This is a genomic window from Flavobacterium sp. JAS (assembly GCF_020991455.1).
Taxonomy (GTDB): Bacteria; Bacteroidota; Bacteroidia; order Flavobacteriales; family Flavobacteriaceae; genus Flavobacterium.
In genome coordinates this window covers 258953-283794 of sequence record NZ_JAJMOX010000009.1, presented here as the reverse complement: position 1 = coordinate 283794, position 24842 = coordinate 258953, and the positions used below count along the sequence as shown (strand labels likewise).

22 protein-coding genes are annotated in these 24842 nt (G+C 32.8%); 10 read left to right on the top strand and 12 right to left on the bottom strand.

All coding sequences use genetic code 11. From position 1 onward, the window contains the following. Positions 1 to 111: 111 nt before the first annotated feature. From lipA to LPB88_RS15590, 3 genes are all read left to right on the top strand, one after another. Positions 112 to 978, top strand: a complete 867-nt coding sequence (lipA, locus tag LPB88_RS15600; protein WP_026982829.1) for a lipoyl synthase — start codon at positions 112 to 114, stop codon at positions 976 to 978. A gap of 92 nt (positions 979 to 1070) precedes the next feature. Beyond that, the gene (gap, locus tag LPB88_RS15595; RefSeq protein ID WP_230716583.1) at positions 1071 to 2069 is read left to right on the top strand and encodes a type I glyceraldehyde-3-phosphate dehydrogenase; all 999 of its coding nucleotides are present in this window, start codon (positions 1071 to 1073) and stop codon (positions 2067 to 2069) included. Between the two features lie 28 nt (positions 2070 to 2097). Next, positions 2098 to 4266, top strand: coding sequence for an ATP-binding protein (locus LPB88_RS15590; RefSeq protein WP_230716582.1), 2169 nt, complete (start codon positions 2098 to 2100; stop codon positions 4264 to 4266). Between the two features lie 39 nt (positions 4267 to 4305). On the opposite strand, the gene lpxK is transcribed toward LPB88_RS15590, so the two are convergent. After that, positions 4306 to 5319 (bottom strand): tetraacyldisaccharide 4'-kinase, encoded by a 1014-nt coding sequence (lpxK, locus tag LPB88_RS15585; RefSeq protein ID WP_230716581.1) that lies wholly within the window; start codon positions 5317 to 5319, stop codon positions 4306 to 4308. A gap of 108 nt (positions 5320 to 5427) precedes the next feature. Between lpxK and LPB88_RS15580 the strand changes: the two genes are divergently transcribed. The 3 genes from LPB88_RS15580 to LPB88_RS15570 all read left to right on the top strand — a co-directional run bounded on the left by LPB88_RS15580 (position 5428) and on the right by LPB88_RS15570 (position 8373). Beyond that, the gene (locus LPB88_RS15580) at positions 5428 to 6522 is read left to right on the top strand and encodes a Nif3-like dinuclear metal center hexameric protein (protein ID WP_230716580.1); all 1095 of its coding nucleotides are present in this window, start codon (positions 5428 to 5430) and stop codon (positions 6520 to 6522) included. A gap of 3 nt (positions 6523 to 6525) precedes the next feature. Beyond that, positions 6526 to 7305: a zinc ribbon domain-containing protein gene (locus tag LPB88_RS15575; protein ID WP_089353665.1), complete on the top strand. Its 780-nt coding sequence runs from the start codon at positions 6526 to 6528 to the stop codon at positions 7303 to 7305. Positions 7306 to 7521: 216 nt separating this feature from the next. Next, positions 7522 to 8373, top strand: coding sequence for an alpha/beta fold hydrolase (locus LPB88_RS15570; RefSeq protein WP_230716579.1), 852 nt, complete (start codon positions 7522 to 7524; stop codon positions 8371 to 8373). A gap of 233 nt (positions 8374 to 8606) precedes the next feature. Here the strand turns inward: LPB88_RS15570 and LPB88_RS15565 are convergent, their stop codons facing one another. After that, positions 8607 to 9290: a helix-turn-helix transcriptional regulator gene (locus LPB88_RS15565; protein ID WP_230716578.1), complete on the bottom strand. Its 684-nt coding sequence runs from the start codon at positions 9288 to 9290 to the stop codon at positions 8607 to 8609. 74 nt (positions 9291 to 9364) lie between these two features. Here LPB88_RS15565 and LPB88_RS15560 point away from each other — a divergent pair, with 74 nt between their 5' ends. The 3 genes from LPB88_RS15560 (at position 9365) to rluF (ending at position 11929) form a co-directional block, all read left to right on the top strand. Further along, positions 9365 to 10513: a cytochrome P450 gene (locus LPB88_RS15560; protein ID WP_230716577.1), complete on the top strand. Its 1149-nt coding sequence runs from the start codon at positions 9365 to 9367 to the stop codon at positions 10511 to 10513. Between the two features lie 15 nt (positions 10514 to 10528). After that, positions 10529 to 10873: an antibiotic biosynthesis monooxygenase gene (locus tag LPB88_RS15555; protein ID WP_230716576.1), complete on the top strand. Its 345-nt coding sequence runs from the start codon at positions 10529 to 10531 to the stop codon at positions 10871 to 10873. A gap of 228 nt (positions 10874 to 11101) precedes the next feature. Beyond that, positions 11102 to 11929 carry a 23S rRNA pseudouridine(2604) synthase RluF gene (rluF, locus tag LPB88_RS15550; protein WP_230716575.1) on the top strand — a complete coding sequence of 276 codons (828 nt, stop codon included), beginning with the start codon at positions 11102 to 11104 and terminating at the stop codon, positions 11927 to 11929. Positions 11930 to 12287: 358 nt separating this feature from the next. On the opposite strand, the gene LPB88_RS15545 is transcribed toward rluF, so the two are convergent. From LPB88_RS15545 to LPB88_RS15530, 4 genes are all read right to left on the bottom strand, one after another. Next, positions 12288 to 13214 (bottom strand): magnesium transporter CorA family protein, encoded by a 927-nt coding sequence (locus LPB88_RS15545; protein WP_230716574.1) that lies wholly within the window; start codon positions 13212 to 13214, stop codon positions 12288 to 12290. Between the two features lie 216 nt (positions 13215 to 13430). Next, entirely contained in the window at positions 13431 to 14837 is a 1407-nt protein-coding gene (locus tag LPB88_RS15540) for a DUF4173 domain-containing protein (protein ID WP_230716573.1), read from the bottom strand. A 59-nt stretch (positions 14838 to 14896) separates the two neighbouring features. After that, positions 14897 to 15187 carry a transcriptional regulator gene (locus LPB88_RS15535; protein WP_065450961.1) on the bottom strand — a complete coding sequence of 97 codons (291 nt, stop codon included), beginning with the start codon at positions 15185 to 15187 and terminating at the stop codon, positions 14897 to 14899. 8 nt (positions 15188 to 15195) lie between these two features. Beyond that, positions 15196 to 15810 (bottom strand): hypothetical protein, encoded by a 615-nt coding sequence (locus LPB88_RS15530; RefSeq protein WP_230716572.1) that lies wholly within the window; start codon positions 15808 to 15810, stop codon positions 15196 to 15198. 101 nt (positions 15811 to 15911) lie between these two features. Here LPB88_RS15530 and LPB88_RS23880 point away from each other — a divergent pair, with 101 nt between their 5' ends. Further along, a complete protein-coding gene (locus LPB88_RS23880) occupies positions 15912 to 15983 on the top strand; it encodes a 4Fe-4S binding protein (protein ID WP_370635847.1) in 72 nt (23 codons plus the stop codon). A 289-nt stretch (positions 15984 to 16272) separates the two neighbouring features. On the opposite strand, the gene LPB88_RS15525 is transcribed toward LPB88_RS23880, so the two are convergent. The 6 genes from LPB88_RS15525 to LPB88_RS15500 all read right to left on the bottom strand — a co-directional run bounded on the left by LPB88_RS15525 (position 16273) and on the right by LPB88_RS15500 (position 24834). Continuing rightward, entirely contained in the window at positions 16273 to 17157 is an 885-nt protein-coding gene (locus LPB88_RS15525; protein WP_230716571.1) for a bifunctional 5,10-methylenetetrahydrofolate dehydrogenase/5,10-methenyltetrahydrofolate cyclohydrolase, read from the bottom strand. A gap of 146 nt (positions 17158 to 17303) precedes the next feature. After that, the gene (ffh, locus tag LPB88_RS15520; protein WP_089353674.1) at positions 17304 to 18656 is read right to left on the bottom strand and encodes a signal recognition particle protein; all 1353 of its coding nucleotides are present in this window, start codon (positions 18654 to 18656) and stop codon (positions 17304 to 17306) included. A gap of 236 nt (positions 18657 to 18892) precedes the next feature. Next, positions 18893 to 20572 carry an MBOAT family protein gene (locus LPB88_RS15515; protein WP_230716570.1) on the bottom strand — a complete coding sequence of 560 codons (1680 nt, stop codon included), beginning with the start codon at positions 20570 to 20572 and terminating at the stop codon, positions 18893 to 18895. A gap of 1 nt (position 20573) precedes the next feature. Continuing rightward, positions 20574 to 21995, bottom strand: a complete 1422-nt coding sequence (locus LPB88_RS15510) for a GDSL-type esterase/lipase family protein (RefSeq protein ID WP_230716569.1) — start codon at positions 21993 to 21995, stop codon at positions 20574 to 20576. Beyond that, positions 21988 to 23472, bottom strand: a complete 1485-nt coding sequence (locus tag LPB88_RS15505) for an SGNH/GDSL hydrolase family protein (RefSeq protein ID WP_230716568.1) — start codon at positions 23470 to 23472, stop codon at positions 21988 to 21990. The genes LPB88_RS15510 and LPB88_RS15505 overlap by 8 nt, the downstream gene beginning before the upstream one ends. Positions 23473 to 23751: 279 nt before the next feature. Further along, positions 23752 to 24834: an HmuY family protein gene (locus LPB88_RS15500; RefSeq protein WP_230716567.1), complete on the bottom strand. Its 1083-nt coding sequence runs from the start codon at positions 24832 to 24834 to the stop codon at positions 23752 to 23754. Positions 24835 to 24842: the final 8 nt, after the last annotated feature.

The following is a 24842-nucleotide window of genomic DNA, read 5'->3' as shown; positions in this document are numbered from 1 at the left end:
TATCATCAAAATAGACTTTTATAAATCTTAATCAGATCAATACCAAATTAAATCTTAAACGAATCTCCAAATAAACTACAATGCTTATCTTTGTACTTTGAATTTTGATATATGGAAACAGTCATTGAAAATATACCAACTGGAAAACCTAAATGGTTAAAAGTAAAACTTCCAATTGGACAAAAATATACTGAACTTCGTGGTTTAGTTGATAAATACAGCTTAAATACCATTTGCACCTCCGGAAGCTGCCCTAATATGGGGGAATGCTGGGGCGAAGGAACGGCAACTTTTATGATTTTAGGAAATGTTTGTACACGTTCTTGCGGTTTCTGCGGTGTAAAAACCGGCAGACCTGAAACGGTAGATTGGGACGAACCTGAAAAAGTAGCACGTTCTATAAAAATCATGAACATCAAACACGCTGTAATTACAAGTGTTGACAGAGATGATTTGAAAGACGGAGGGTCTATTATCTGGATCGAAACAGTTAAAGCGATTCGCAGAATGAACCCAAATACTACTCTTGAAACTTTAATTCCTGATTTTCAAGGAATGGAAAGAAATCTTGATAGAATTGTAGAAGCAAATCCTGAAGTAGTTTCTCATAATGTTGAAACTGTACGTCGTTTAACTCGTGAAGTGCGTATTCAGGCAAAATATGATCGTAGCTTAGAAGTTTTGCGTTACTTAAAAGAAAAAGGCATCAACAGAACCAAATCAGGAATCATGTTAGGCCTTGGTGAAACTGAAGAAGAAGTTTTTCAGACTATGACAGATTTAAGAAATGCAAATGTAGATGTTGTTACAATTGGTCAATACCTACAACCAAGTAAAAAACATTTACCGGTAAAAGAATTTATCACACCTGACCAATTTGCAAAATACGAAAAATTTGGTCTTGAATTAGGTTTCCGCCATGTTGAAAGCGGGCCGTTGGTACGTTCTTCATACAAAGCACAAAAACATATTTTATAAAAAAAGGTTATTTGTTTAAGTGTTTATTCGTTTAATCGTCAAGATATAAAACTAATAAACAGTTAAGCGATTAAACAGATAAACATTAAATATTGAAAACTAGAATTGCTATAAACGGTTTTGGAAGAATTGGCAGAAATTTATTTCGTCTTCTTTTAAACCATCCTCAAATCGAAGTCGTTGCAATCAACGATATTGCTGATAACAAGACTATGTCGCATTTGATAAAATACGACAGTATTCACGGTGTTTTGCCTTTCAAAGTCAGTCATGACGAAGAAAGTATTATTGTCGATGGAAAGCATTTTATATTTTTTCATGAAAAGAGTATTTCAAATTTAGACTGGAAAAGTCATGATATTGATTTTGTAATTGAGTCTACCGGAAAATACAAAACACATGAAGAACTAAATGCGCATCTTGAAGCTGGAGCAAAAAAAGTAATTCTTTCAGCTCCTTCAGAAGTTGATACTATAAAAACAGTAGTTCTTGGTGTAAATGAAAATATACTGGACGGAACCGAAAATATTGTTTCGAATGCAAGCTGTACAACAAATAATGCCGCTCCGATGATTAAAATCATCGATGAATTATGCGGAATTGAGCAAGCTTACATCACAACAATACATTCTTACACAACTGACCAAAGTCTTCATGACCAACCACATAAGGACTTACGACGTGCAAGAGGTGCAAGCCAGTCAATTGTTCCAACAACTACAGGTGCAGCTAAGGCTTTAACAAAAATTTTTCCTAAATTGCATCATAAAATTGGCGGTTGCGGAATTCGCGTTCCTGTTCCGGATGGTTCATTAACGGACATAACATTTAATGTAAAACGCGCTGTTACTATTGAAGAAATTAATAACGCATTTGAAAAAGCATCAAAAACAAATTTAAAAGGAATACTAGATTATACAGAAGATCCAATCGTTTCGGTTGATGTAATTGGCAACACACATTCGTGTTTGTTTGACGCCCAACTAACATCTGTTATTGACAAAATGGTAAAAGTTGTAGGCTGGTACGATAACGAAATTGGATATTCATCAAGATTAATAGATTTGATTTTACTATTAGGGAAAACATAAAATTCATTGTAAAAGCATTGCCATACATATGAAATACCATCTTTTTATTCTTGTTTGTTTTACTTCGTTTTTGTATTCTCAAACCAAACAGAATACAGATAGTGTCTCCTATTATAACAAACTAGCAAACAAGAATCTTACAAAAAAAGATTATACCCAAGCTATTTTCTATACTCAAAAGTCTATTGATTTTTGCGAAAGCAATCATAAGACAGAAAACTTAGCCAACCAGACTTTCAAACTTGGCAAAATCTATTACCAGCAAAAAAATTACGACGAAGCATTAAAAAATTTCCACAAAAGTGTTTCTTTCTTTGACAATGTAAGACCAACCTGTACCAAAGTATTAGCACTACATTACATTGGCATAACCAATACCGCAAAAGGCAATTATGATGCTGCCGCCGTCTATTACAAAAAATCTGAAGATCTTTTAAAACAACTCAATCTTGCAGATCACTCTGAGGTTTTGAATTATCAGAAAGCAATGGCGCTAAAAACAAGTAAAAATTTACCTTTAGCAGCTCAGTCTTTTCAAAAAATAATTAAAAAACCAGATAATCCATCTCTTTTAAAAACAAAAACAGATGCCTATTATCAACTTGGAATAATTGAAACACACTTAAAACGAAACGATTCGGCGTTAATTTATTTTAACAACGCTTTAGATTATAATGCAAAAACCAATAATCTGTCTCAAAAATCCAGAATCATCTTAGGTATCAGCCACTATTACAAACAACACAAAAATTATGACCTGGCTTATTCTTATCTCGATGAACACTATCAGATAGAGAATTATCTTTTAAAACTCAAAAATGCAAAGGTTGATTTTAATGAATTTGAAAAATTCAAAAAAAATGAATCTGTAAACAATAATATTAAACGCGAAAGCGAAGAAAAAATCCAACTAAAAACGTATCGATATTCAAAACTGGTGAGTATTTTGGCGATTGCTCTTATTTCGATTTTATCTCTTTTAAGTTTAGCTTTATACAAAAACAACATTATTCGGAATCAGAATAATTTACTCTTACGAGAAAAAAACAAAGAACTAATTCTGGCAAAAAACAAAGCCGAAAAAGCATCAAAAGCCAGATCTGAATTCCTTTCAACTGTAAGTCACGAACTCCGGACACCTTTGAATGCAATTAACGGAATCACACATTTACTGCTTGAAGACAATCCTAAAAAAAGACAACTTAAGTATCTAGAGTCTTTAAAATTTTCAGGAAATTACCTGACCACCTTTATCAATGAAATTCTTGAAATCAATAAAATTGATTCGACTAAAGTCGAAATAGAAAACATTAGTTTCAATCTAAAAGAGTTATTATTCAACATTCAGAGTTCTCTGAAAGAATTAGCTACAGCCAATAAAAATTATTTCAATCTCGAAATAGATGAGGCAATCCCGGATAATTTAATAGGCGATCCAACCAAGTTATCTCAAATCATATTGAACTTAATAAACAATGCTTTAAAATTTACGCAAAACGGAAACGTAAACGTAATTGCAAAATTGTATGCTCAAGAGGAAGAAACCGCCACCGTATATTTTGAAATAGTAGACACCGGAATCGGAATTCCTGAAGATAAACTACAAACTGTTTTTGAAAGCTTCTCGCAAGGATCAATAGAAGTTAACAGAAAATATGGCGGAACCGGATTAGGTCTTACCATTGTAAAAAAACTTATTGAACTTTTGGGCGGTGAGATAAAACTAAAAAGTGAAGTTGGCAAAGGATCTACTTTTACCTTTAAACTAAATTTCAAGATCAACAACGAACCACTAGAAATCGTCGAAGAAGCAAAACCTTATAATGATAAGCAATTGAAACACAAATCTATTTTATTGATTGAAGACAACAAAATCAATCAAATGATTACCCGGAAAATGCTTGAAAACAAAGCCATTAGTTGTGAAATTCTCGATAATGGCGAAGATGCTGTCGAGCTTTTAAAAGTCAAACGCTTTGATATGATTTTAATGGATGTTCACTTACCAGGAATTAACGGAACAACGGCCACGCAACAAATCAGAGAATTTGACAAAACGACTCCAATTATTGCTTTAACAGCAATTTCGCTTGACGAAAACAGAGACATGCTTTTATCTTTCGGAATGAATGATGTTATTACAAAACCATTTGTTCCGGATGAATTTTACAGCATTATTGCTAAGTTTTTTGATTAGTTTTTTTTTAAGCTTCTGAATCGCTAAGGTCCTAAGTCTCTAAGATTTTTTGACATATTGCAGAACCGTTTTGTTAAAGTTTTGTTTATTATTGATGAAGGTGCTTTTTATTGGTAAATAATAGAGTTGCGAAACCAGTTTAGAATCTTTTAAACGAACATAATCTTTCTCTGTTGTAACAATCTTTTTGTTTTGCGCTTTATTCTGAATCATATCTAAATCTGAATCTAAAAAATGATGATGATCCGGAAAAGTTAAACATTCATCTTTTTCATTTTTTAAATAATCAAAAAATGGTGTTGGTTTTGCAATTCCTGCCAAAAGTAATTTCGATTCATTTTTAATTTCATTCACAGCAATTTGTTCATCTCTACTATAAATTGCATCATCATAATCTATGTAGCTAAAAAAAGATTGTTGCGCAGAACTTAACTTCAACTTCAATCTAATTTCTTCTTGTTTTTGAGCCGACAAATCTTTTGGGCATTTTGTCACCACAACGATATTAGCACGATTTGCTCCGCTTCTGCTTTCACGCAAGTTTCCGGTTGGCAACATAAAATCATCGGCATATAAATCATCATAAGCAGTCAATAAAATATAAAAACCAGCTTTTACTTTTCGATGTTGATAAGCATCATCTAACAAAATTACTTGAGGTTTTTCTTTTTGAGAGAGTAATTGTGTAATTCCGTTTGTTCGATTGGCATCAACTGCCACCTGAATATTTGGGAATTTTTGATAAAACTGAAAAGGTTCATCACCCAAAATCTCAGCATTTGAATTTGAATCTGCCAGCACAAAACCTTCAGACTTACGTTTATAACCTCGACTTAAAGTTGCTATTTTATATTGATCAGATAATAGACGAATCAGATATTCTATTTGAGGCGTTTTACCCGTTCCGCCAACACTAAGATTTCCAACGGCAATAACCGGAATATCAAATGAGGTAGATTTTAGAATTCCCTTATCAAAAAGAAAATTTCTGATTGAAGTAATGAATCCGTATAAAATGGCAAACGGAAAAAGTATTTTTCGAAGTATATTCATTTTACGAAAGTATAATTTTTTTCGTTAATTTGTTTCGGGTTTCACGTTTCAAGTTTTACCCACAACATGAAACCTGAAACAAATAAAACCTGAAACTAAAAGTAAAAAATGAAAATCAAAAATATAATAGAAGTTCTCGAAGAAATGGCACCTTTGGCTTACGCCGAAGATTTTGACAATGTTGGACTTTTGGTTGGAAATTCTGATACTGAAAGTATCGGAGTTTTAGTTTGTCATGATGCTTTAGAAAATGTAATTGACGAAGCTATTGCTAAAAACTGCAATTTAGTCGTTTGCTTCCACCCGATTTTATTCTCAGGAATTAAAAAAATTACAGGCAAAAACTATGTTGAGCGTGCGATCCTGAAAGCTATTAAAAATGATATTGCCATTTATGCCGTTCACACCGCACTTGATAATCATTCACAAGGTGTAAATAAAATATTTTGTGATGCATTGGGCTTAACCAACACAAAGGTTTTGATCCCGAAACAAAACTTTATTCAAAAATTAGTTACTTATACAACTCCCGATAATTCAGATAAAGTTCGCAATGCCATGTTTGAAGCTGGGGCCGGAACCATTGGAAATTATGACAATTGCAGTTTTAATACCGAAGGCTTTTTTACCTTTAAAGGAAATGAAGACAGCAATCCTGTAATTGGAGAAAAAGGAAAATTACATACGGGAACTGAAATAAAAATTGAAGTTGTTTTTGAAAAACACTTACAATCTAAAATCTTAAAAGCACTTTTTGCCAATCATATTTATGAAGAAGTGGCTTATGAAATTTACGACCTTCAAAACTCGCATCAAAATATTGGATTGGGAATGATTGGAGAATTTGAAACTGAAATAGACGAAAAAGAGTTTCTGCTTTTTGTAAAAGACAAAATGATTGCTGACGGAATTCGTCATTCTGCTTTTCGAGGAAAAAAAATAAAGAAAGTAGCCGTTTTGGGCGGTTCTGGAAGTTTTGCCATAAAAAATGCAATTATGGCTGGAGCCGATGCGTTTTTGACTGCCGATTTAAAATACCATCAGTTTTATGAAGCTGAAAACCGACTTCTTTTAGCCGATATTGGTCATTTTGAGAGCGAACGCTATACAAAAAACTATATTGTTGATTATCTTCGAAAAAAAATCCTTAATTTTGCAATCATTTTATCAGAAGAAAATACAAATCCAGTTAAGTACTTATAGAATATGGCGAATACGAAAGAATTAAGTGTTGAGGACAAGTTAAGAGCAATATACGATTTACAGCTTATTGACTCTAGAATTGACGAAATCAGAAACGTAAGAGGAGAACTTCCTTTAGAAGTGGAAGATTTAGAAGATGAAGTTGCAGGTTTAAGCACTCGTTCAGAGAAACTGAAAAGTGAACTTGAAGTGATTGAAGATCTTATCAAAGCAAAGAAAAATGCTATTGATGAGCACAAAGAGGTTATCAAAAAATACACAAAACAACAAGAATCAGTTCGTAATAACAGAGAATTTAATTCTTTGACTAAAGAGGTTGAATTTCAAGAATTAGAAATTCAATTGGCTGAAAAGCAAATCAAAGAAATGAAAGCTTCTATCGAACATAAAAAAGAAGTTACTTCTAATTTAAAAGAAAAACTTGACGCTAAAAGCACTCATTTAAAACATAAAAAATCTGAATTAGATGCTATTATGGCTGAAACTCAAAAAGAAGAGATCTTCTTGTCTGAGAAATCAGCTGAGTTTTCTGCTCAGATCGAAGAAAGATTATTAGCTGCTTATACTAGAATCAGAACTAGTGTTCGTAATGGTTTAGCGGTTGTATCTATCGAAAGAGGAGCTTCTGCAGGATCATTCTTCACTATTCCGCCACAAACTCAGGTAGAGATCGCTTCTAGAAAGAAAATCATTACTGATGAGCACTCTGGAAGAATTTTAGTTGACAGCGCATTAGCTGAAGAAGAAAAAGAAAAAATGGAACAATTGTTCTCTAAATTCTAAATAAGAGTCCCGATCTAATCGGGACTTTTTTTTGCTTAAAATTATCAGCTAATTTAGCTCACATTATTCTTCGCCACGAATTTCACTAATTCCCACTAATTTATATTTTGTTTATCTAATAAGAATAAAAATTCGTGCTAAATTTGTGTAATTCGTGGTGAATCTTTTTTAGATCAAGTTTCGAATTAATTATATTTTATCATTAAACTACTTGTTTTGGGAATTAAAAAAGGAATTCGTTTCATTACATTAAAATCAGTTGGATCATACATTAACTTCTTGAGTTACGTTCGTCCGCAAAAAGCTGTCGAACTTTCGTATGCCCTTTTTAGCCAGCCGAGAATTGGCAGATTACAAAAAGACAGTTTACCAAAAATTCTAAGAAATATTGAAACAGAAACGTTTCATCATAACGAACATCACTTTCAGACGTATGTCTGGAAAGGGAACGAAACCAAAATTCTTCTTGTTCACGGATGGGAAAGCAATTCTTCGCGTTGGAAAAAGACTTTACCACATCTTCAAAAATCGGGAAGCACTATTATCGCCATTGATGCACCGGCTCACGGACAAAGCAGCGGTAAAGAATTTAATGTTCCGCTTTATGCTGAGTTCATTAATAAAGCTGTCGAGAAATATCAGCCTAACATTATAATTGGGCATTCTATTGGCGGCATAGCCTGTGTTTATCACCAATATTTATTCCCAAATACCAGCATTAATAAAATGGTAATTCTTGGAGCTCCATCAGAATTAAAAACTTTAATTGACAATTATGTCTCAATGTTAAGTTTGAATACCAGAATGTTTTCACTTTTAGAAGGCAAATTCATGAATCGTTTCAACTTTAAACTGGAAGATTTCTCCGGACAAAGATTCGCTGCAGAATTTAATATCCCAGGTTTAATTGCACATGATACATCAGATAATGTTGTGGCTTTTGAAGAAGGAAAGAAAATTGCAAGTAATTGGAAAAACAGTCAGTTTATTGAAACCAAAGGCTTAGGCCACGGAATGCATGATGACGAATTGTATCAGAAAGTTATTGAGTTTTTGTTTGCTTCTTAAAGGTTCAAAGGCGCAGAGGTTCAGAGGAACAAAGGTTTTGTTCCTTATTTATAAAGGCTAATATTCTGATGTTTTTCTTTTAACTATAAAAAACAACCACAATATTGTCATTTCGACGAAGGAGAAATCTTCGCAAGAAACTCCGCAGCAATTATCAGTCTTTGTCGATTTTGCAACGAAGATTTCTCCTTCGTCGAAATGACAAGATTGCGTGAAATCTAAAATCTAAAATTCTAAGAAACCACTATCTTAAAATATTTCAACAACTCTTTTTCCCCTTTTCCGGTAATAATTATAGCTCTTGAATCTTTGGTTCTTCTCAACCAATCTTCGTTTATCATTTTATTGAACAAAAGTGAACCAATAGAACCTGCAATATGATTTCTTCTTTCACTCCAATCGAGGCATGGTTTTAAAAATATCCGTTTTTGCTTTTGGGCTTCTTCTATATTAATCCCAAAATCAGAAAACCATTTTTCTCCTTCTGAACTAATTTCAAAAGCATTTTTATTTTCGATTATTATCTTTTGCTTTAATAAACTATCGGCTAAAGCCACACCAATTTTTCCCGCTAAATGATCGTAGCAAGTTCGGCAATATTTAATTGGAGGATATTTCTCCGTTTCTTTTTTGGATTGAATTTCAGGTTTCGGGATGAGGTTTGCCATTGCTTCAACAACATACGCTACTTCCTTATTCGAAAATCTGTAATATTTATGACGTCCTTGTTTTTCCACACTTAGCAAATCAGCGTCTAGAAGTTTAGCGAGATGCATGCTCATATTTTGCGGAGATGTATTTACCGCAACTGAAAGTTCTGTGGCTGTAAATGCCCTTCCGTCGAGCAATGTCCACATAATTGCAGCACGAGTTGGATCTCCAATTAAAGTTGCGGCTTTTATAAATTGATCTTCCATTTGGGTTTTTATAGTTAAGTACAGAATGAAGTATCCTTTTGTAAAGTTAAATAACTTTGCTAAAAAAAGTAAACATGATCTCTTCTTTATTCTTGCAATCTGATGTTTCTGATCCTTATTTAATATATGAAAATATGTTGAACCAAAATCCCGTTTATTGGGATGAAACCAGCAAAATATGGGCAATATACTCTTATAAATATTCTGTTGAAGTTCTAAAAAATACTAAAGCACATGTTCCGGATATAAATCCTGATAACGTTCAAAAACTGAATACAACTTCTTTAGATATTCTGAAAAACTTGACCCGATTATCAAATGGAATTGATCATGAAATTGCGCGAGAAATTGCGACAATACTTTTTTCTAAAATGAAATCAATTGAAATTCGTCCAATTATTGCTACATTAATTCAAAATGATTTAGTCGAAAATAAAATAGATTGGGTAAATTCTGTATCCAAAAAACTACCCATTTTAATTCTTCTGAAAAGTTTCGATTTTGACGCTAACGATTCTGATTTTATTTCTAAGAAAATCGAAACGATCGTCAGAATAATACTTCCTAAGAAAACCATTGAAGAAGTAAATGCTATCAATAAAATTTCAGAGGATTTGTTTTTCATAATTAAAAAGCAATTATCAACTTTTACCTTTGAATCATTATTATTTAGTATTGCACAAAAGCATAAAATGGCATCTGATCAGGTTATAAAAATAGCTGTGAGTAATTTAATCGGATTATTTATTCAGAGTTATGACGCTGGTCGTGGAATTTTGAGCAATTCGTTGTTGCAAATTATTCAGAATAAAACTTTTTCGAATAAAGTAACAATAGAAAAATCAGTTATAGAAACGCTACGATTTGATCCCCCAATTCACAATACAAGAAGAATTGCAACTGAAGATTTTTCTATCGGCGAAAGCCTTATTAAAAAGAATGATTTAATATTAATTGTTCTGGCTTCGGCAAATCGTGATTCTGAAAAGTTCGAGAATGCCATGACTTTTGATATTGGAAGAAATAACAATAATGAGCATTTAACTTTTGGGATTGGCGGTCATATGTGCCTCGCAAAATATTTCTCGATTCAATTAGCTACTGAAACTTTATGGTTTTTATTTGATGAATATAAAACGATAACAATTTTAGAAAATAACATTCCATACGAATCTATGATCAATGCCAGATTACCTAAGAGTATTTGGATTTCGATATTATAATTTAAAAACAGAAAAATGATAGCAGTAATTTTTGAAGTAATTCCCAATGAAGGAAAAAAAGGAGAATATCTTGATATAGCAGCAAGTCTACGACCGGAATTAGACAATATAGATGGTTTTATATCTATCGAAAGATTTCAAAGTTTTAGTAATCCTGAAAAAGTTTTGTCTTTGTCTTTTTGGAGAGATGAAGAAAGTATTCAGCAATGGAGAAATCTCGAGATGCATCGCCACGCACAATCAAAAGGAAGAAATGAGGTTTTTAAAGATTATCATTTAAGAATTGCAACCGTAGTTCGTGATTACGGAATGTTTGACAGAAAAGAAACTCCTAAAGATAGTTCTGAGTTTCATTCTTGAAAAAAGGTTCAAAGGTGCAGAGCTTCAAAGGGACAAAGGTTTTTCTTTTGAGGTTCTAAGATGCTAAGGCACTAAGATTCTAAGTTTTTTTTCTTTGATTAAAAAAGAAACCTCTTTTTTAATCAAAGAAATGCAAAAAATCTAAAATTCTAAGAAGTCCACCAATCTAAAATCTAAACTCTGAAATCTAAAATTATAAGAAGTCTAAATTTTGACTACTTTTGCAGTATGGAAGAGAATTTAAAACGTCTTAATAAATTTATTGGAGAAACAGGGTATTGTTCTCGTCGTGAAGCCGATAAACTTATTGAAGAAGGACGTGTAACGATAAATGGTGTTGTACCAGAAATGGGAACCAAAGTTTCGCCAGATGATGAAGTACGTATTGACGGAAAATTAATTGTTGAGAAACACGAAAAATTAGTGTATTTGGCTTTCAACAAACCTGTTGGAATTGAATGTACTACTAATCTAGAAGTTCGAAATAATATTGTGGATTATATTAATTATCCAAAACGTATTTTTCCGATTGGAAGATTGGATAAAGCCAGTGAAGGATTAATTTTCATGACAAATGATGGTGATATCGTAAACAAGATTTTGCGTGCCAGAAACAATCACGAAAAAGAATATACTGTAACGGTTAACAAACCTATTACAGATCGCTTTATAGAACGAATGGGAAATGGTGTTCCGATTTTAGATACGGTTACCCGAAAATGTAAAGTAGAACAAATAAGTAAATACACGTTTAAAATCATTTTAACGCAGGGTTTAAACCGTCAGATTCGTAGAATGACAGAATACTTGGGTTATGATGTTACGGCGCTTAAACGTATCCGAATTATCAATATATCGCTTGATATTCCGGTGGGTCGTTATCGCGATTTGACTGATGATGAGATTAAGGAATTGAATCTTTTAATTGAACCATCAAGCAAAACCGAGGAAGCGAGTTTACCAAAAGTAGAAACTCCTAAAACTCCTCCTCCAAGCAGAAGAACTGAATTTATCTCAAAATACGATCCCCGATTTAAGAAAAAAGGAGATTATTAAATTCAATATAAAATAAAGAAATCCCATTTGTTGCTGACGAATGGGATTTCTTTTTATTTTAACGCATAGTAACATAGATTTTCTACTCTTAAAAAAGGCGTTTCACTTATTTAAATTCACATAGCTATGTGCAAATCTAGATTTGTTTTTTATTCATTTTAAATTCTATATTTCTATGTGTTGATTTTTTTTGCCACAAATTTCACAAATTTTCACAAATTTAATATAGCTATGGCTAGCTATGTGTTAAGAAATGAGTTTCTTTTTTATTACCTTTTCACAGAAACGAAAATCTATGTTTCTATGTGTTAAATAAAATTTCCCGAATTACATACTAAGGATTATTAAAACTGTATTATCAAAACCATCTTCTTCTTTTAAATAAAAATGCTCCGCAGGAAGACAAAATAACAGATACAAAAAGAAGAATCCAAAATCCGTATTTACTTTCTTCTAATCCATTTGGGACATTCATTCCGTACAAACTCGCGATTAAAGTTGGGATCATTAGAATAATAGAAATCGAAGTCATTTGCTTCATGATATTATTCATATTATTTGAAATCACAGAAGCATACGCATCCATCATTCCTGTCAAAATATTACTATAAATATTGGCTGTATCTTGCGCCTGACTTATTTCGATATCGACATCTTCCAACAAATCCGGATCAAAATGTTCTCTGTGGGCTTTTAGATTTTTAATTCGATGAAACAAAACATCGTTTCCTTTTAAGGAAGTAATAAAAAATACCAGACATTTTTCGATTTGCAAAAGTGCTTGCAACTCTGCATTCTTGATCGATTTTTCTAAATTATCTTCCGCGAGTTTTATCTTTTGATTGATTTGTTTCAGATATTTTAAATACCAAACACTTGATGACAATAATAATCTTAAAACAAGATCGAAATTGTCCTTGATATGTATATTTTTTCGTTTGGTATATTGAACAAAATCAGAGATTATTTCTGTTTCGTAAAAACTGATGGTAACACAAATATCCTTTTTAAAAATCACACCAAGCGGAATGGTTTGAAAAGGTAATTTAACATCATTGCTTTTTATGGGAACACGCATAATAATTAACGTCCAGCCATCTTCTATCTCGATACGAGGCCTTTCGTCAATATCTTCAATATCATTATAAAAGGCTTCGGGAATTTGAAGTTCTTCTAGTAAATATTTCTTTTCAGTTTCTGACGGAGATTCTACATTGATCCAGCAATCTGGAGTCCATTCTTGTGTTGCGATTAATCCGTTGTTGTTATTGTAAAAGGCTTTCATTTCAAAATTGCGGGTTTTATCATAGCAATTTGAAAAAGATCAAAAGCTATTTTAATTAAATACTAACGAATAATAATCGTCCATTGGAGAAGTTTTTTTTTAAAGTGTTGCAAAAGTATCCTTTATTTTTTGAACCAAAAACTTTACAGTAATAATTAGGCATTAAAAAACCGTCTTAGTAATTTACATAAGACGGTTTTACTACAAATTCTATTCTTATTCTTTCTTTAAAAACTCATAATACAAAGCTTTAGATAAAAATGTTTTTTCCTGATATATAAAAATATCATTTTCTTTATCTAACTCTCCATAAGATTCTTTAATGTTATTTTGCAAAAAATACTCCCTTCGAGCTTCATCATTAAAATCCAAACTACTTAAAAATCTTGGTTCAACTCCCTTGTTTACCGAAATATTGTAGTTTGTAATTAGATTTCCCCAATTTACAAAACTGCATAAAAGTATTGTTCCGTAGAAATACCAAACCATTTGATTGATTAAATAAGCATTAGTTTTTTGTCTTCTAATTTTTAAGAATGTAAACACTAAACCAATAATTGCCAAAATCAGAAAAGCAAAAACTCCCAATCGTTTGTAGGTTAACCCGAAGAATGAAACATATTCTGAGTTTTTAATGATTGTACTTACAATTAAAACTCCATTTAATACGATCCATATTTTAGCCAGCGCTTTAAGATTCGTTGCTTTTTTATCAAAATTGAATCCGCCTTTAAAGTAAAATAAGATCACTCCAACGGCCATAATGATTGAAAAAATAACTGAATTTACTCTTTCGTGTGTATCTGAGCTAAGTTTTGTTTTTTCTACTACTTCAAAAAACTGCTCATAATTATAGGTTACAATAAAAATTAAAAGCATAAAATTTAATAGCAGTAAAGTGATCTCACCACTTTTTCTTTCGAAATCCAGATCAAGAAATGAAAATGTTTGTTGGTTTTTCACTTCGGCAATATTGTTGAATTCATTGTCTAACATTTCGTTTTTTTCATAACAAATCTCCGGAACCCAATAATTCCAAAAACTGAAAGCGATATAAAACCCCAATAATCCAATTAAAATAACTTGTACGATATCAAGATCTAAAGTATAATCTGTTAGCAAAGAAGAAAAATGGGTACTTCCGAATGAATAAGCTGCAAAAAACACAATTAGAAAGATTGTTGGAATAATAAAATAAGCTACTAGTTTTTTAGCAAAGTTATTATGAATTTTTCTTTCGGGAAGCCATTGGCTAAACATAAAAACACGACCTAAAGTGGTGAATGCATTTAAAAACACAAGCGGAAAAATCTGTATTATTTTAAGCTGTGAATCCTGCGTCTTGAATTGTAAAAATAGAACAGACATTGCCAAAGCCAGGAAAGAAGCGAAATCTCCGTACCAAGCAAAGGCTAAGCATGATAAAACCGATGTCACAACTAAGATTAAATGCGACCTGTCGACAAACCGATCCTGAAATGAATACGAGATCAGGCAGGTTAAAAATAGTCCAAAAATAGCGAGATTCACTCCTACTGACTCGTTGTAAAATAGCAGTGTAAAAATCAAACTGCAAGCTAGAATAATCTGGTGTTTTTTCATATTTGTTGAATTTATTTTCATTGTTTCAAATTTTAAAAGTACTTTGTATTTCAAAGCGTTTAGACAAAAAAATATAGTTATTACGATTTCATTAATTTTTCAAGGTAAGATAAGTGTTCTTTAAAAGCCGCACGTCCTCTAGGTGTAACCTGGTATGATGTTTTAGGCTTTTTGCCCACAAACTCTTTTTTGACTTCGATATATTCAGACTTTTCAAGTGCCGAGGAATGGCTGGCTAAATTTCCATCGGTGATATTCAGGAGGTTTTTCATCTCCGTAAAATCAACCCATTCATTAACCATCAGAATGGACATAATTCCCAATCTGACACGGCTTTCAAAATCTTTATTTAGTTTATCAATAATTCCCATTGCGTGGATTATTTATATTTTTTGAACATTATTAATCCGTACAAGATATGCAAAATACCAAATCCTATGATCCAAAAAACTAAACCATATCCAATATAAAAAAGAGAAATAATTCCTAAAACTAACTCACAGAATCCTAAATATTTAATATCCGAAAAAGTATATTTTTCAGCATTTATAAGTGCCAAACCATAAAAGATTAAAGTTGCCGGCGCCACTAAACCATAAATTCCATGATACAAAAGCGCTAAACAAAATATACCTCCCGCCAAAAGTGGAATCGCTAAATTAAACAGCATCTTTTTTGTCGCTGATGTCCAAATAGGCAAATCGTATTTTCTGCTTTTTCTGATGGTAAAGGTTAGTCCAAAAATAAAAGCAAAAACTAAAATGATTAAACCAGTAAAAAACAATTGAGATACCAAACTAGCAGGAATAACAATTTGTTCTCCTCCAAAATATTCGATTCCATTGGCTTTAAATAATTGACAAACATACAATCCTCCAATCAATGCCGACAGACCCGCAAATACTCCCGAGAGTCCGCTTAACGATATAAATCTTGAAGAGCGCTCCATCATGGAACGAATATGTGCTAAATCTTCTTGGTGCTTCTGATTCATAATAAAAGTACTTTGTAATGCAAAGTTATGTTTTATTTTGAATTGGCAAATATAAAAGTTGATTTTTTTTTGATTTTTAATTCAATCTAAGATATTGTGAAATTTTCTGTGGACACATATGTCCCTACGGGACATTTTTGACTTGTGTCTTGTTTTTTTCTACCAACATCTAACTCCTAGCGGAGTATCTCGTAGAGATTAAATATTGGTAGAAAAATAATTATCGATCGTATGTTTTTTGTCCTGTAGGGACTATATGGATTTAATAATTATTCAGAGAGCTGCGTGAGGGATAGAAGCTAGCTACCGAAGTAGCGCGGATAGCCCGACCATATTTGCGAAAGGCGCACATAAGCGGCATGTTAAATAGCGCCTTTTGTAAATATGGTCACGCCCAAAGTATCTAAAAACAACAAAGCCTACTCGATTGAATAGGCTTTGTTTGTATTTATTTGTAAAGAATTATTTTTTAGCGCTTCTCATTTTTCTTGCTAAAAGTGTGTTTTTAAGCAACATTGCAATTGTCATTGGTCCTACTCCACCAGGAACCGGCGTAATATATGACGCTTTTTTACTTACTTCATCAAAATCAACGTCACCTTTTATAACGTAACCTTTTGAATTTGATGCATCGTCTACACGAGTGATTCCAACATCTATAATTACAACCCCGTCTTTTACCATGTCTCCTTTTAAGAATTCAGGAACTCCTAAAGCCGTGATAATAATATCGGCATTTTTAGTGAACTCTGCCAAGTTTTTAGTGCGACTGTGAGTAAGTGTTACTGTAGAATCTCCAGGATTTCCTTTGCGACTCATTAAAATACTCATTGGTCGGCCTACGATATGGCTTCTTCCAATTACTACAGTATGTTTTCCAGCAGTTTCTACCTTGTAACGCTCTAACAATTCCATGATTCCGAATGGTGTTGCAGGAATGAAACTTTCCATTTCAAGTGCCATTCTACCAAAGTTTGTTGGGTGAAATCCGTCAACATCTTTATCTGGATCGATTGCTAATAAGATTTTTTGTTCGTCGATATGTTTTGGCAAAGGCAACTGAACAATATATCCATCAAGATCATCATCTTCGTTTAATTCTTTGATCTTTGCTAATAAATCTGCTTCGGTAATGTCTTCAGGCAAAGCTACTAAAGTTGAATCAAAGCCAATTTGTTGGCAAGATTTTACTTTACTTCCTACGTAAGTTAAACTTGCTCCGTTTGTCCCAACGATTACTGCTGCCAAATGAGGTACTTTTCCTCCGGCTGCTTTTATCGATTGAACTTCGGCTGCGATTTCGTTTTTAATGTCTTCAGCTGTTTTTTTACCGTCTAGTAGTTGCATTGTTTTTTGTTTCAGGTTTATTATTTTTTTGTTTCAGGTTTCAAGTTTCATGTTACTTGAAAAACGAAAATATTTTTATTGAAAAAAGTTTCAAATTTCAGTCTCACAACTTGAAACCTGAAACTTGAAACTTTTTTCTTATTTTATTATTTCGGCATTCCGCCTGGCATTCCTTTCATGCCTCCCATCATTTTCATCAGGTTTTTTCCGCCCGGACCTTGCATCATTTTCATCATTTTGCTCATTTGGTCGAATTGCTTCATTAACTGATTTACTTGCTCGACTTTCGTTCCGGAACCTTTTGCGATTCTGGCTTTTCTTTTTACGTCGATTATGGCAGGTTTACTTCTTTCGATTGGCGTCATCGAGTGAATGATTGCTTCTATATGTTTAAAAGCATCATCTTCTATTTCTACATCTTTCATGGCTTTTGAAGCTCCCGGTATCATTCCAACCAGGTCTTTCATATTACCCATTTTCTTTACTTGCTGAATTTGAGTCAAGAAATCATCAAAACCAAATTCGTTTTTAGCGATTTTCTTTTGAAGTTTTCTAGCTTCTTCTTCGTCAAATTGTTCCTGAGCTCTTTCTACAAGCGACACAACGTCTCCCATACCAAGAATACGCTCAGCCATACGATCTGGATAGAAAACATCAATTGCTTCCATCTTTTCTCCCGTACCTACAAATTTGATTGGTTTGTTTACAACCGATTTAATCGAAATTGCAGCTCCACCACGTGTATCTCCATCTAATTTTGTTAAAATAACTCCATCAAAATTCAGGATATCGTTGAAGGCTTTTGCTGTGTTTACAGCATCTTGTCCTGTCATTGCATCAACAACAAACAAAGTTTCCTGTGGCTGAATTGCTTTATGAACACGAGCAATTTCATCCATCATTTCCTGATCTACTGCCAAACGACCAGCAGTATCGACAATAACTACATTGAAACCATTTGCTTTTGCATGTTTGATTGCATTTTGAGCAATTTCAACAGGATTTTTATTTTCCGGCTCTGAGTAAACCTCAACTCCTATTTGGTCTCCAACAACATGCAACTGATTAATCGCCGCAGGACGGTAGATATCACAAGCTACAAGAAGTGGTTTTTTGTTTTTCTTAGTCTTTAAAAAATTAGCAAGTTTTCCTGAGAAAGTTGTTTTACCAGAACCTTGCAATCCTGACATTAAGATAATGCTTGGATTTCCAGAAAGATTGATTCCCGCAACATCTCCACCCATCAATTCCGTTAGTTCGTCTTTTACTAACTTCACTAATAATTGTCCTGGCTGAAGTGTTGTTAAAACGTCCTGGCCAATTGCTTTTTCTTTTACTTTGGCAGTAAAATCTTTAGCAATTTTAAAGTTAACATCGGCATCAAGTAAGGCACGACGAACTTCTTTTAAGGTTTCGGCAACGTTTACTTCTGTAATTTTACCGTGTCCTTTTAATATATGGAACGCTTTATCTAACTTATCACTTAAATTATCAAACATACTTTTTTCTTTATTTGAAGTGCAAAGATAATCTAATTAGGTATTTCAGGCAATTTTTATTTAAGTGCAATTTTTTGCCGCGAAGCCACAAAGTCACAAAGTTTTTGTTTCACGCAGATTTAAAAGATTTAAGCAGATTTTAAAAATCTTTTTAACCTTTTAATCTGTGGCTATAAATTAAAAAACGCAAAAGAAAAACCTTTGCGCCTTTGTAACTTTGTCCCTTTGAACCTTTTCTAAAACTGAAAATAAATAAATGGCTGTGAACCTGCGACTGCTGTTGCATATACGATCCAGTACACAAAACCAAGAATTACTGCTTTTAATAATAAAGGAGTTCTATCGAAAACAAATTTCATTTTGTCTGTGATAACTTCTGGTAAAAAGTGCCAAACATATCCGAAAAGCATTAATAAGAATACATTTTTATATCCTAATACAATTGCTTGCCAATTTTCTGGTTCAAAAGTTAACTGACCAATATTGTTAATTACCTGTAAGGCTGTTTCGAAATCTCTGGCGCGGAAAAAGATCCAACAAAAAACTACAAAATGGAATGTAATCAGGATAGAGAAAAATCTCCAAAAGAAATTAGATCCTTCTTTTTTAGGTGGGAAAAATTCCATGAAAATTTTATGTACTGCCAATGCTAATCCGTGTAATGCTCCCCAGATAATAAACTGTGCTCCTGCTCCATGCCATAATCCTCCTAAAAGCATTGTGGTAAACAAATTGAAATTGGTTACTAGTGTCTGATTTTTTTTCTTAGAAAGTAAAAATGTCAAACAAAAAACAACTAGTGCTCCAATTGCAATTCCTAACGGAATATAACTCACGCTTACATTTGAAATTCCCCAAAGCAATAATCCAAAGAAAAATAAACTTGGGAATAAATATCCTGCGAATGTTCCTTCTCTGTTTCCTCCTATAGAAATATACAAGAAATCCTTTAGCCAGGTGGAAAGAGAAATGTGCCATCTTCTCCAGAAATCTGTTATCGAAGTTGATTTGTATGGTGTTCTAAAGTTGGTTGGTAATTTGAATCCTAATAACAAAGCGATTCCGATTGCCATATCTGAATATCCTGAGAAATCACAATAAATTTGAATTGCATATCCATAAGATGCCATTAAGTTTTCGAATGACGTATAGTTCATTGGCGTATCAAAAACTCGGTCGACGAAGTTTATAGAAATATAATTTGAGATTACGGTTTTCTTGATTAATCCACCAATAATAAGGAACAATGCATTGTTTACATCTTGCTTTGTCAGGTTTAATTTTTGATAAATCTGCGGTAGGAAATCTTTTGCCCTAACAATTGGTCCTGCAACTAACTGCGGGAAAAACGAAACGAAAAATAAATATTCGATGTAATTTTTTGTCGGTTTAATTTCTTCACGATAAATCTCAATGATATAACTCATCGACTGAAAGGTATAAAACGAAATTCCCACAGGAAGAAAAACATCATGAAGCTGGTAATTACCCTGAAACATATCATTGAACGTTACAATCATAAAGTTCATGTACTTGAAATAACCTAGTAATCCTAAATTCAGGATTACACTTATTACCAGATAAATTTTCTTTGTACTAGCTTTTGTTGCTTTAAAAATGATCTGACTCAAGCTATAATCGACAACAGACGAAAGTAACAATAATAGAAAGTAAATTCCGCTTGACTTATAATAGAAGAAAAGCGAGAACAGAATAACGTACGTTAATCTCAAATAAAATGTTTTGCGTAAAAAAGCATACACAAAATAAAAAACCAAAAACAGCCCTAAGAATAAACCTGTATTAAAAAGTAGTTTTTCTTCGGGATTGTATATAAACCAACTTTTAGCCTGTTCTAAGGTAATTGCACCAAAATTTTGAACAAACCAATTATTTATGCTATCAATTGTAATCAACTTAATTCTTTAATTTAAAATTATTGTATGCGTTTAAAAATGCCTGTGTAAACAAATTACCTTGTTTTTCGTATCCTTTTTTAGAGTAATGAACCCAGTCCGGACCAATTAATCCTTGAAGTCTTAACTGATTAATACCGTGCATCCCACCAAATTCATCGTATAAATCCCAAACTGCAACATTGTCCGTTTCGGCAATTTGAATTATACTTCTCGCATAATCGAATATGTAAGTATTGGTTCTTTTTGCTTTAAGCAAAGAAGGCGCTGGTGTACTAATAATTATTGGGACGTTTATATTTTGCTCTTTTACTTTCTTTATAAACTGACGTACCTGCTCAATATAAGCCGCGGCCTCCATGTGATCGTAGCTTTCGTTTGTTCCTAAAGAAAGAACCAACATATCCGGATGCAATGCTTTTAACTGCTCAAAAAACAAAGGATATTTATTGTAATCTGAAAATTTAGATCCATTTACTCCGATACTGCTGTAAATTAATCCTGATGAATCTTTCTCCAGAACAATTCCGTTTAGTTCGTATTTTGAAGCGTCTTTATTCGGAATCAAATAAATTTTATCTAATGCTTTATCTGAATTGTAATAATGACTAAAGGAATCCGATTCTAAATCTAAAGAAACAAACGACGAATTCTTGATCGCTTTGGGTTTTGTTTCATTGGTCTGAATTTTCAAAACTCTTCCGGCACGAATATTATCTGACTTTAAATGATTGTTTCTTTTAATTTCGGCAACTGAAACATTGTATTTGTCGGCAATAGTCGATATAGCTTCTCCTTTTTTGATCTTATGCGTAATTACTTTTCGCTCTGTAGACTGAATAATATTAGTTTGAGATGATGTTGCCAAATCAAACATATTCTGGTTTTGAGGTGTAATAATACGAATTGTATTAAACTTATAAGCCGGATCTTTAACATTCAATTCGACTGCAAAACCGCCACTATCTCTCCAAAGTCCAATTCCGCTTAAACCTACAGGAACATTTTTAAAAGGATGAATGTTTCGGTAACTTTCCCATGCTCTGTTTGAACGAAAACGCTCATTATATGAACCGTTCGTTTTGGCTAATTGATATGGAAAAACCAAACCGCGACCTGCATTTCCAAATTTCTGTTGTAGATTCTTTCTGATTTCATTAGTCATTAGATCACTCTGAATATGAGAGTCTCCAATATGAACTATGTTTATCTTTTGATTGTTATGCTTTTCATTTTCCTGTAATTTCTTAAAAAAACTTTCTAATGCTTTCGCATTGTAAATTTCATCATCAGAAATAGGTTCAATTGCTGCTGAATCGACTTTGTGAATCATACTTTTTACTATTGAATTTGAATCTGTCGTTTTTGGTTTTTCGTTTGTTGAGAAAAAAAGACAACAAAACAAAATTAGAAGTCTAGTCATTTACGCTATCTTTTGTTACAGAAACCGAGTCTGTATTTGTTTTCCTGACTGTTTTCCGTTTATCGGTTACAGTTTCCCTATGCTCTCGCAGAGCTTTATATTGTTCGTATCCTTTATTTAACTGATCATACAATAATCTACCAATTGCTTTAGCACCACGTTGATTAAAATGCGTGTAATCTTTATTGGCTTTCGCCGGAGATTCATCAACCCATTTTACCATCGATCCGTCTCCACCCATTAAGGTGTATAAATTTACAAATCCGGATTCGGTTTCTAAAGCATATCTTTTTTGAGCTTTCATTAAAGGAACAACAGCAGAATCTGTTTTCATTTCAAGATCATACTTAGTCGATTTATCTGCGGTCGAAATAATCAGAATCGAAACTCCCGGGAAAGATTCTTTGATTTTATTCACCGTTTTCTTCATTCCTCTTTCGTACCAGAAATAATTTTTGGTTCCGTAATTCAATACGTTGGTTCCGTAATGCAATATAATCAAATCGTATTTCAAATTAGTATTGAAGGCTTGCATTACACCAGCATTAAATGCCGAAATTGGCAATCCTGAATTTCCTCTTTGCGAGAAATTATCAACGTGAACTCCTTTTCCGTTATCAAAATTAAATCCGTAAATCGGGATTGAATCTGCATGAATAAAATTTGCCTTGAAAGCTTTTATACTTCCTGAAGTCACTTTTAAAGTATTTACCAAGTTATTTGGAACTAAGCTTTTTCGTAAGGTGTCTTTTCCTATTACAAAATTTACGTTTCCTCTCTTAGAAGCTCTTCCGTAAAATAATGTTGGATTATCTAATGACGTTGAATTTTTATTTAATCCTGCTTCGTATTGAACCCAGGTTGCGTTTGTTTTATCATTTGCAAAAAACACATGTCCGTTTACACCAAAAGGACTTACTGGTCTTTTAACATTCAAATACGATTGTGTTTTCCAGTTCTTAGAATACAATGATTTTACAGAACCTCTTGAAGCAGAAGATTCTGATGTAATAGGTACAAAACCAACTCCGTTTCCACCAAAACGTTCCTGATAATTAGCACGAACATCCTGTACAATTAAATCTCCGTCGGTCATAGAATCTCCGTAATAAGCAATTCTTACTTTGTCTTGCGGATTCTTTTCGAGTTGATATAATTTCTCGTAAAAAGAGATCAAATATTGATAGCCTTTGTAATTATCAAAAGTCTCAGATGGAAATTCAATTCCTTCTGTGGCATCATAAATAATTTTTTCTTCTCCCAGTTTTCGTTCGCTTTCCTCGATACTATCGCTTTTTAGCGATAATGAATCTTTTGCTACTGATTCTAAAAGCATACTATCGATTAGTACATTTTTGGAATCAATTTTACTATCAGAAAAGATTTTATCCGGTAAGATTTGTTTAAATCCAATAAACGCTACAAACGCTAAAGCTACGATTGCAAAAGACTGAAAAAAATAAGATTTTGTATTCACCTACTAATTATAAATTTGAAGAATAACATTACAATAATTTAACCTTTTTAAATTACTGTAAATTGCTTGTGGAAAAATATGCGCAAAGATAGAACTAAAAATGAATGTTTAGTTTATTTTATTTGAAGTAAAGACAAAAAAAGAGGCTAGACAAATCTAACCTCTTTATCAAAAAAAAAAATAAAAAAAACAAAGCTAATGATTAACTAAATTTTTGATGTAAAGCATCATATAGTAGAATGAAATAATCTGTATGTTCTTTAGATTTTTCATTATGAATTATTTCAAGATGGCATACTCTAAAGCTATATTTCCTCTTTCACCTGCATCATTTGTCATAGCAAGAAATTTAACTTTGTAGTAGTTACCGGCTACATCTTTAACTACATAAAAACGATCTGTTCTAATGCTTGGTAAAGAAGTTGGCCCACCGCCGTTTCTCCAGCTAGAACCAATTACTCTTTGATCTTTTGCAGAAACAGCAAAACTAGCTTCGTCAACTTTAGCTTTTGTAAAATCAGCATAAGCTCCACCTGCAGCAACTAAAACTTGATACACTTGTGTCCCTCCTTTTACATTAGAAGTGATAAAGTCAGAATATCCATAAGTCACTTCTCCTTTTTCACCTTGAGTATAATTTGTGAAAGTAGTAAAATTCAAATCCCATTTAGTTTTTTCTGGCTCAACCAAAACAGTATTCCCTGAAGTTAAACTGAAAAATGAAAAATTAAATGCTGCTTCTTTAGAAATAGTTTTTTCTGTAAAAGTTGCAGAAGCTAAATCAGCATATTGAATTTTATAACCATTACCACTTCTTAAAATTCTAACTTTTTTCCATCCTCTTGCTTCACCGTCCACACTTACTGAACCAACCGCTGGTTTTGTGGTAGAAACTGCTAATCCTAAATTTACTAAGTAAACTTTGTTATCAGCATCTGTAGCCGAAATTTCAGCAATTGCAGTTCCAATTCCAGCCCCTGCTCCTACCAAAACTCCTGTCGGATTATCAACATATCCATTTGACGAAAGATTTTCTCCTCCTATAGCCAAAACTTTTGCATCAACTACTTGTGGTAAGGTAATATCTGAAGTTGCTAATTGTTTAGCAGCCATTTTAAGAGAACCATTAAGGATTACTCTAAATTCTGAACCTGAAGAAAATCCAAAGTCCCAAGCGACTCTATTTACAGATTTAGATTCAGCAGCACTTAAATCAAGATAAACCTGATTTGGCTGATTTGGGCCACCTACAGTTTCTTTTAATGTTTCTCCAACAGTTGGTACTTCAACAGGAGTATCGTCGTCACTTGAACAAGATGCTAGTGATAATAATGCGATTGATAAAAATAAAAGTTTTTTCATTGTATTAT

Excerpts from the sequence above, each read along its gene's own strand:
- LPB88_RS15555 (WP_230716576.1), top strand. The coding sequence starts at position 10,529 with ATGATAGCAGTAATTTTTGAAGTAATTCCCAATGAAGGAAAAAAAGGA.
- LPB88_RS15545 (WP_230716574.1), bottom strand. The coding sequence starts at position 13,214 with ATGAAAGCCTTTTACAATAACAACAACGGATTAATCGCAACACAAGAA.
- LPB88_RS15510 (WP_230716569.1), bottom strand. The coding sequence starts at position 21,995 with ATGACTAGACTTCTAATTTTGTTTTGTTGTCTTTTTTTCTCAACAAAC.
- LPB88_RS15525 (WP_230716571.1), bottom strand. The coding sequence starts at position 17,157 with ATGCAACTACTAGACGGTAAAAAAACAGCTGAAGACATTAAAAACGAA.
- LPB88_RS15535 (WP_065450961.1), bottom strand. The coding sequence starts at position 15,187 with ATGGGAATTATTGATAAACTAAATAAAGATTTTGAAAGCCGTGTCAGA.
- lipA (WP_026982829.1), top strand. The coding sequence starts at position 112 with ATGGAAACAGTCATTGAAAATATACCAACTGGAAAACCTAAATGGTTA.
- LPB88_RS15500 (WP_230716567.1), bottom strand. The coding sequence starts at position 24,834 with ATGAAAAAACTTTTATTTTTATCAATCGCATTATTATCACTAGCATCT.
- LPB88_RS15580 (WP_230716580.1), top strand. The coding sequence starts at position 5,428 with ATGAAAATCAAAAATATAATAGAAGTTCTCGAAGAAATGGCACCTTTG.
- LPB88_RS15560 (WP_230716577.1), top strand. The coding sequence starts at position 9,365 with ATGATCTCTTCTTTATTCTTGCAATCTGATGTTTCTGATCCTTATTTA.
- LPB88_RS15565 (WP_230716578.1), bottom strand. The coding sequence starts at position 9,290 with ATGGAAGATCAATTTATAAAAGCCGCAACTTTAATTGGAGATCCAACT.
- LPB88_RS15530 (WP_230716572.1), bottom strand. The coding sequence starts at position 15,810 with ATGAATCAGAAGCACCAAGAAGATTTAGCACATATTCGTTCCATGATG.
- rluF (WP_230716575.1), top strand. The coding sequence starts at position 11,102 with ATGGAAGAGAATTTAAAACGTCTTAATAAATTTATTGGAGAAACAGGG.
- lpxK (WP_230716581.1), bottom strand. The coding sequence starts at position 5,319 with ATGAATATACTTCGAAAAATACTTTTTCCGTTTGCCATTTTATACGGA.
- ffh (WP_089353674.1), bottom strand. The coding sequence starts at position 18,656 with ATGTTTGATAATTTAAGTGATAAGTTAGATAAAGCGTTCCATATATTA.
- LPB88_RS15590 (WP_230716582.1), top strand. The coding sequence starts at position 2,098 with ATGAAATACCATCTTTTTATTCTTGTTTGTTTTACTTCGTTTTTGTAT.
- LPB88_RS15540 (WP_230716573.1), bottom strand. The coding sequence starts at position 14,837 with ATGAAAATAAATTCAACAAATATGAAAAAACACCAGATTATTCTAGCT.
- LPB88_RS15575 (WP_089353665.1), top strand. The coding sequence starts at position 6,526 with ATGGCGAATACGAAAGAATTAAGTGTTGAGGACAAGTTAAGAGCAATA.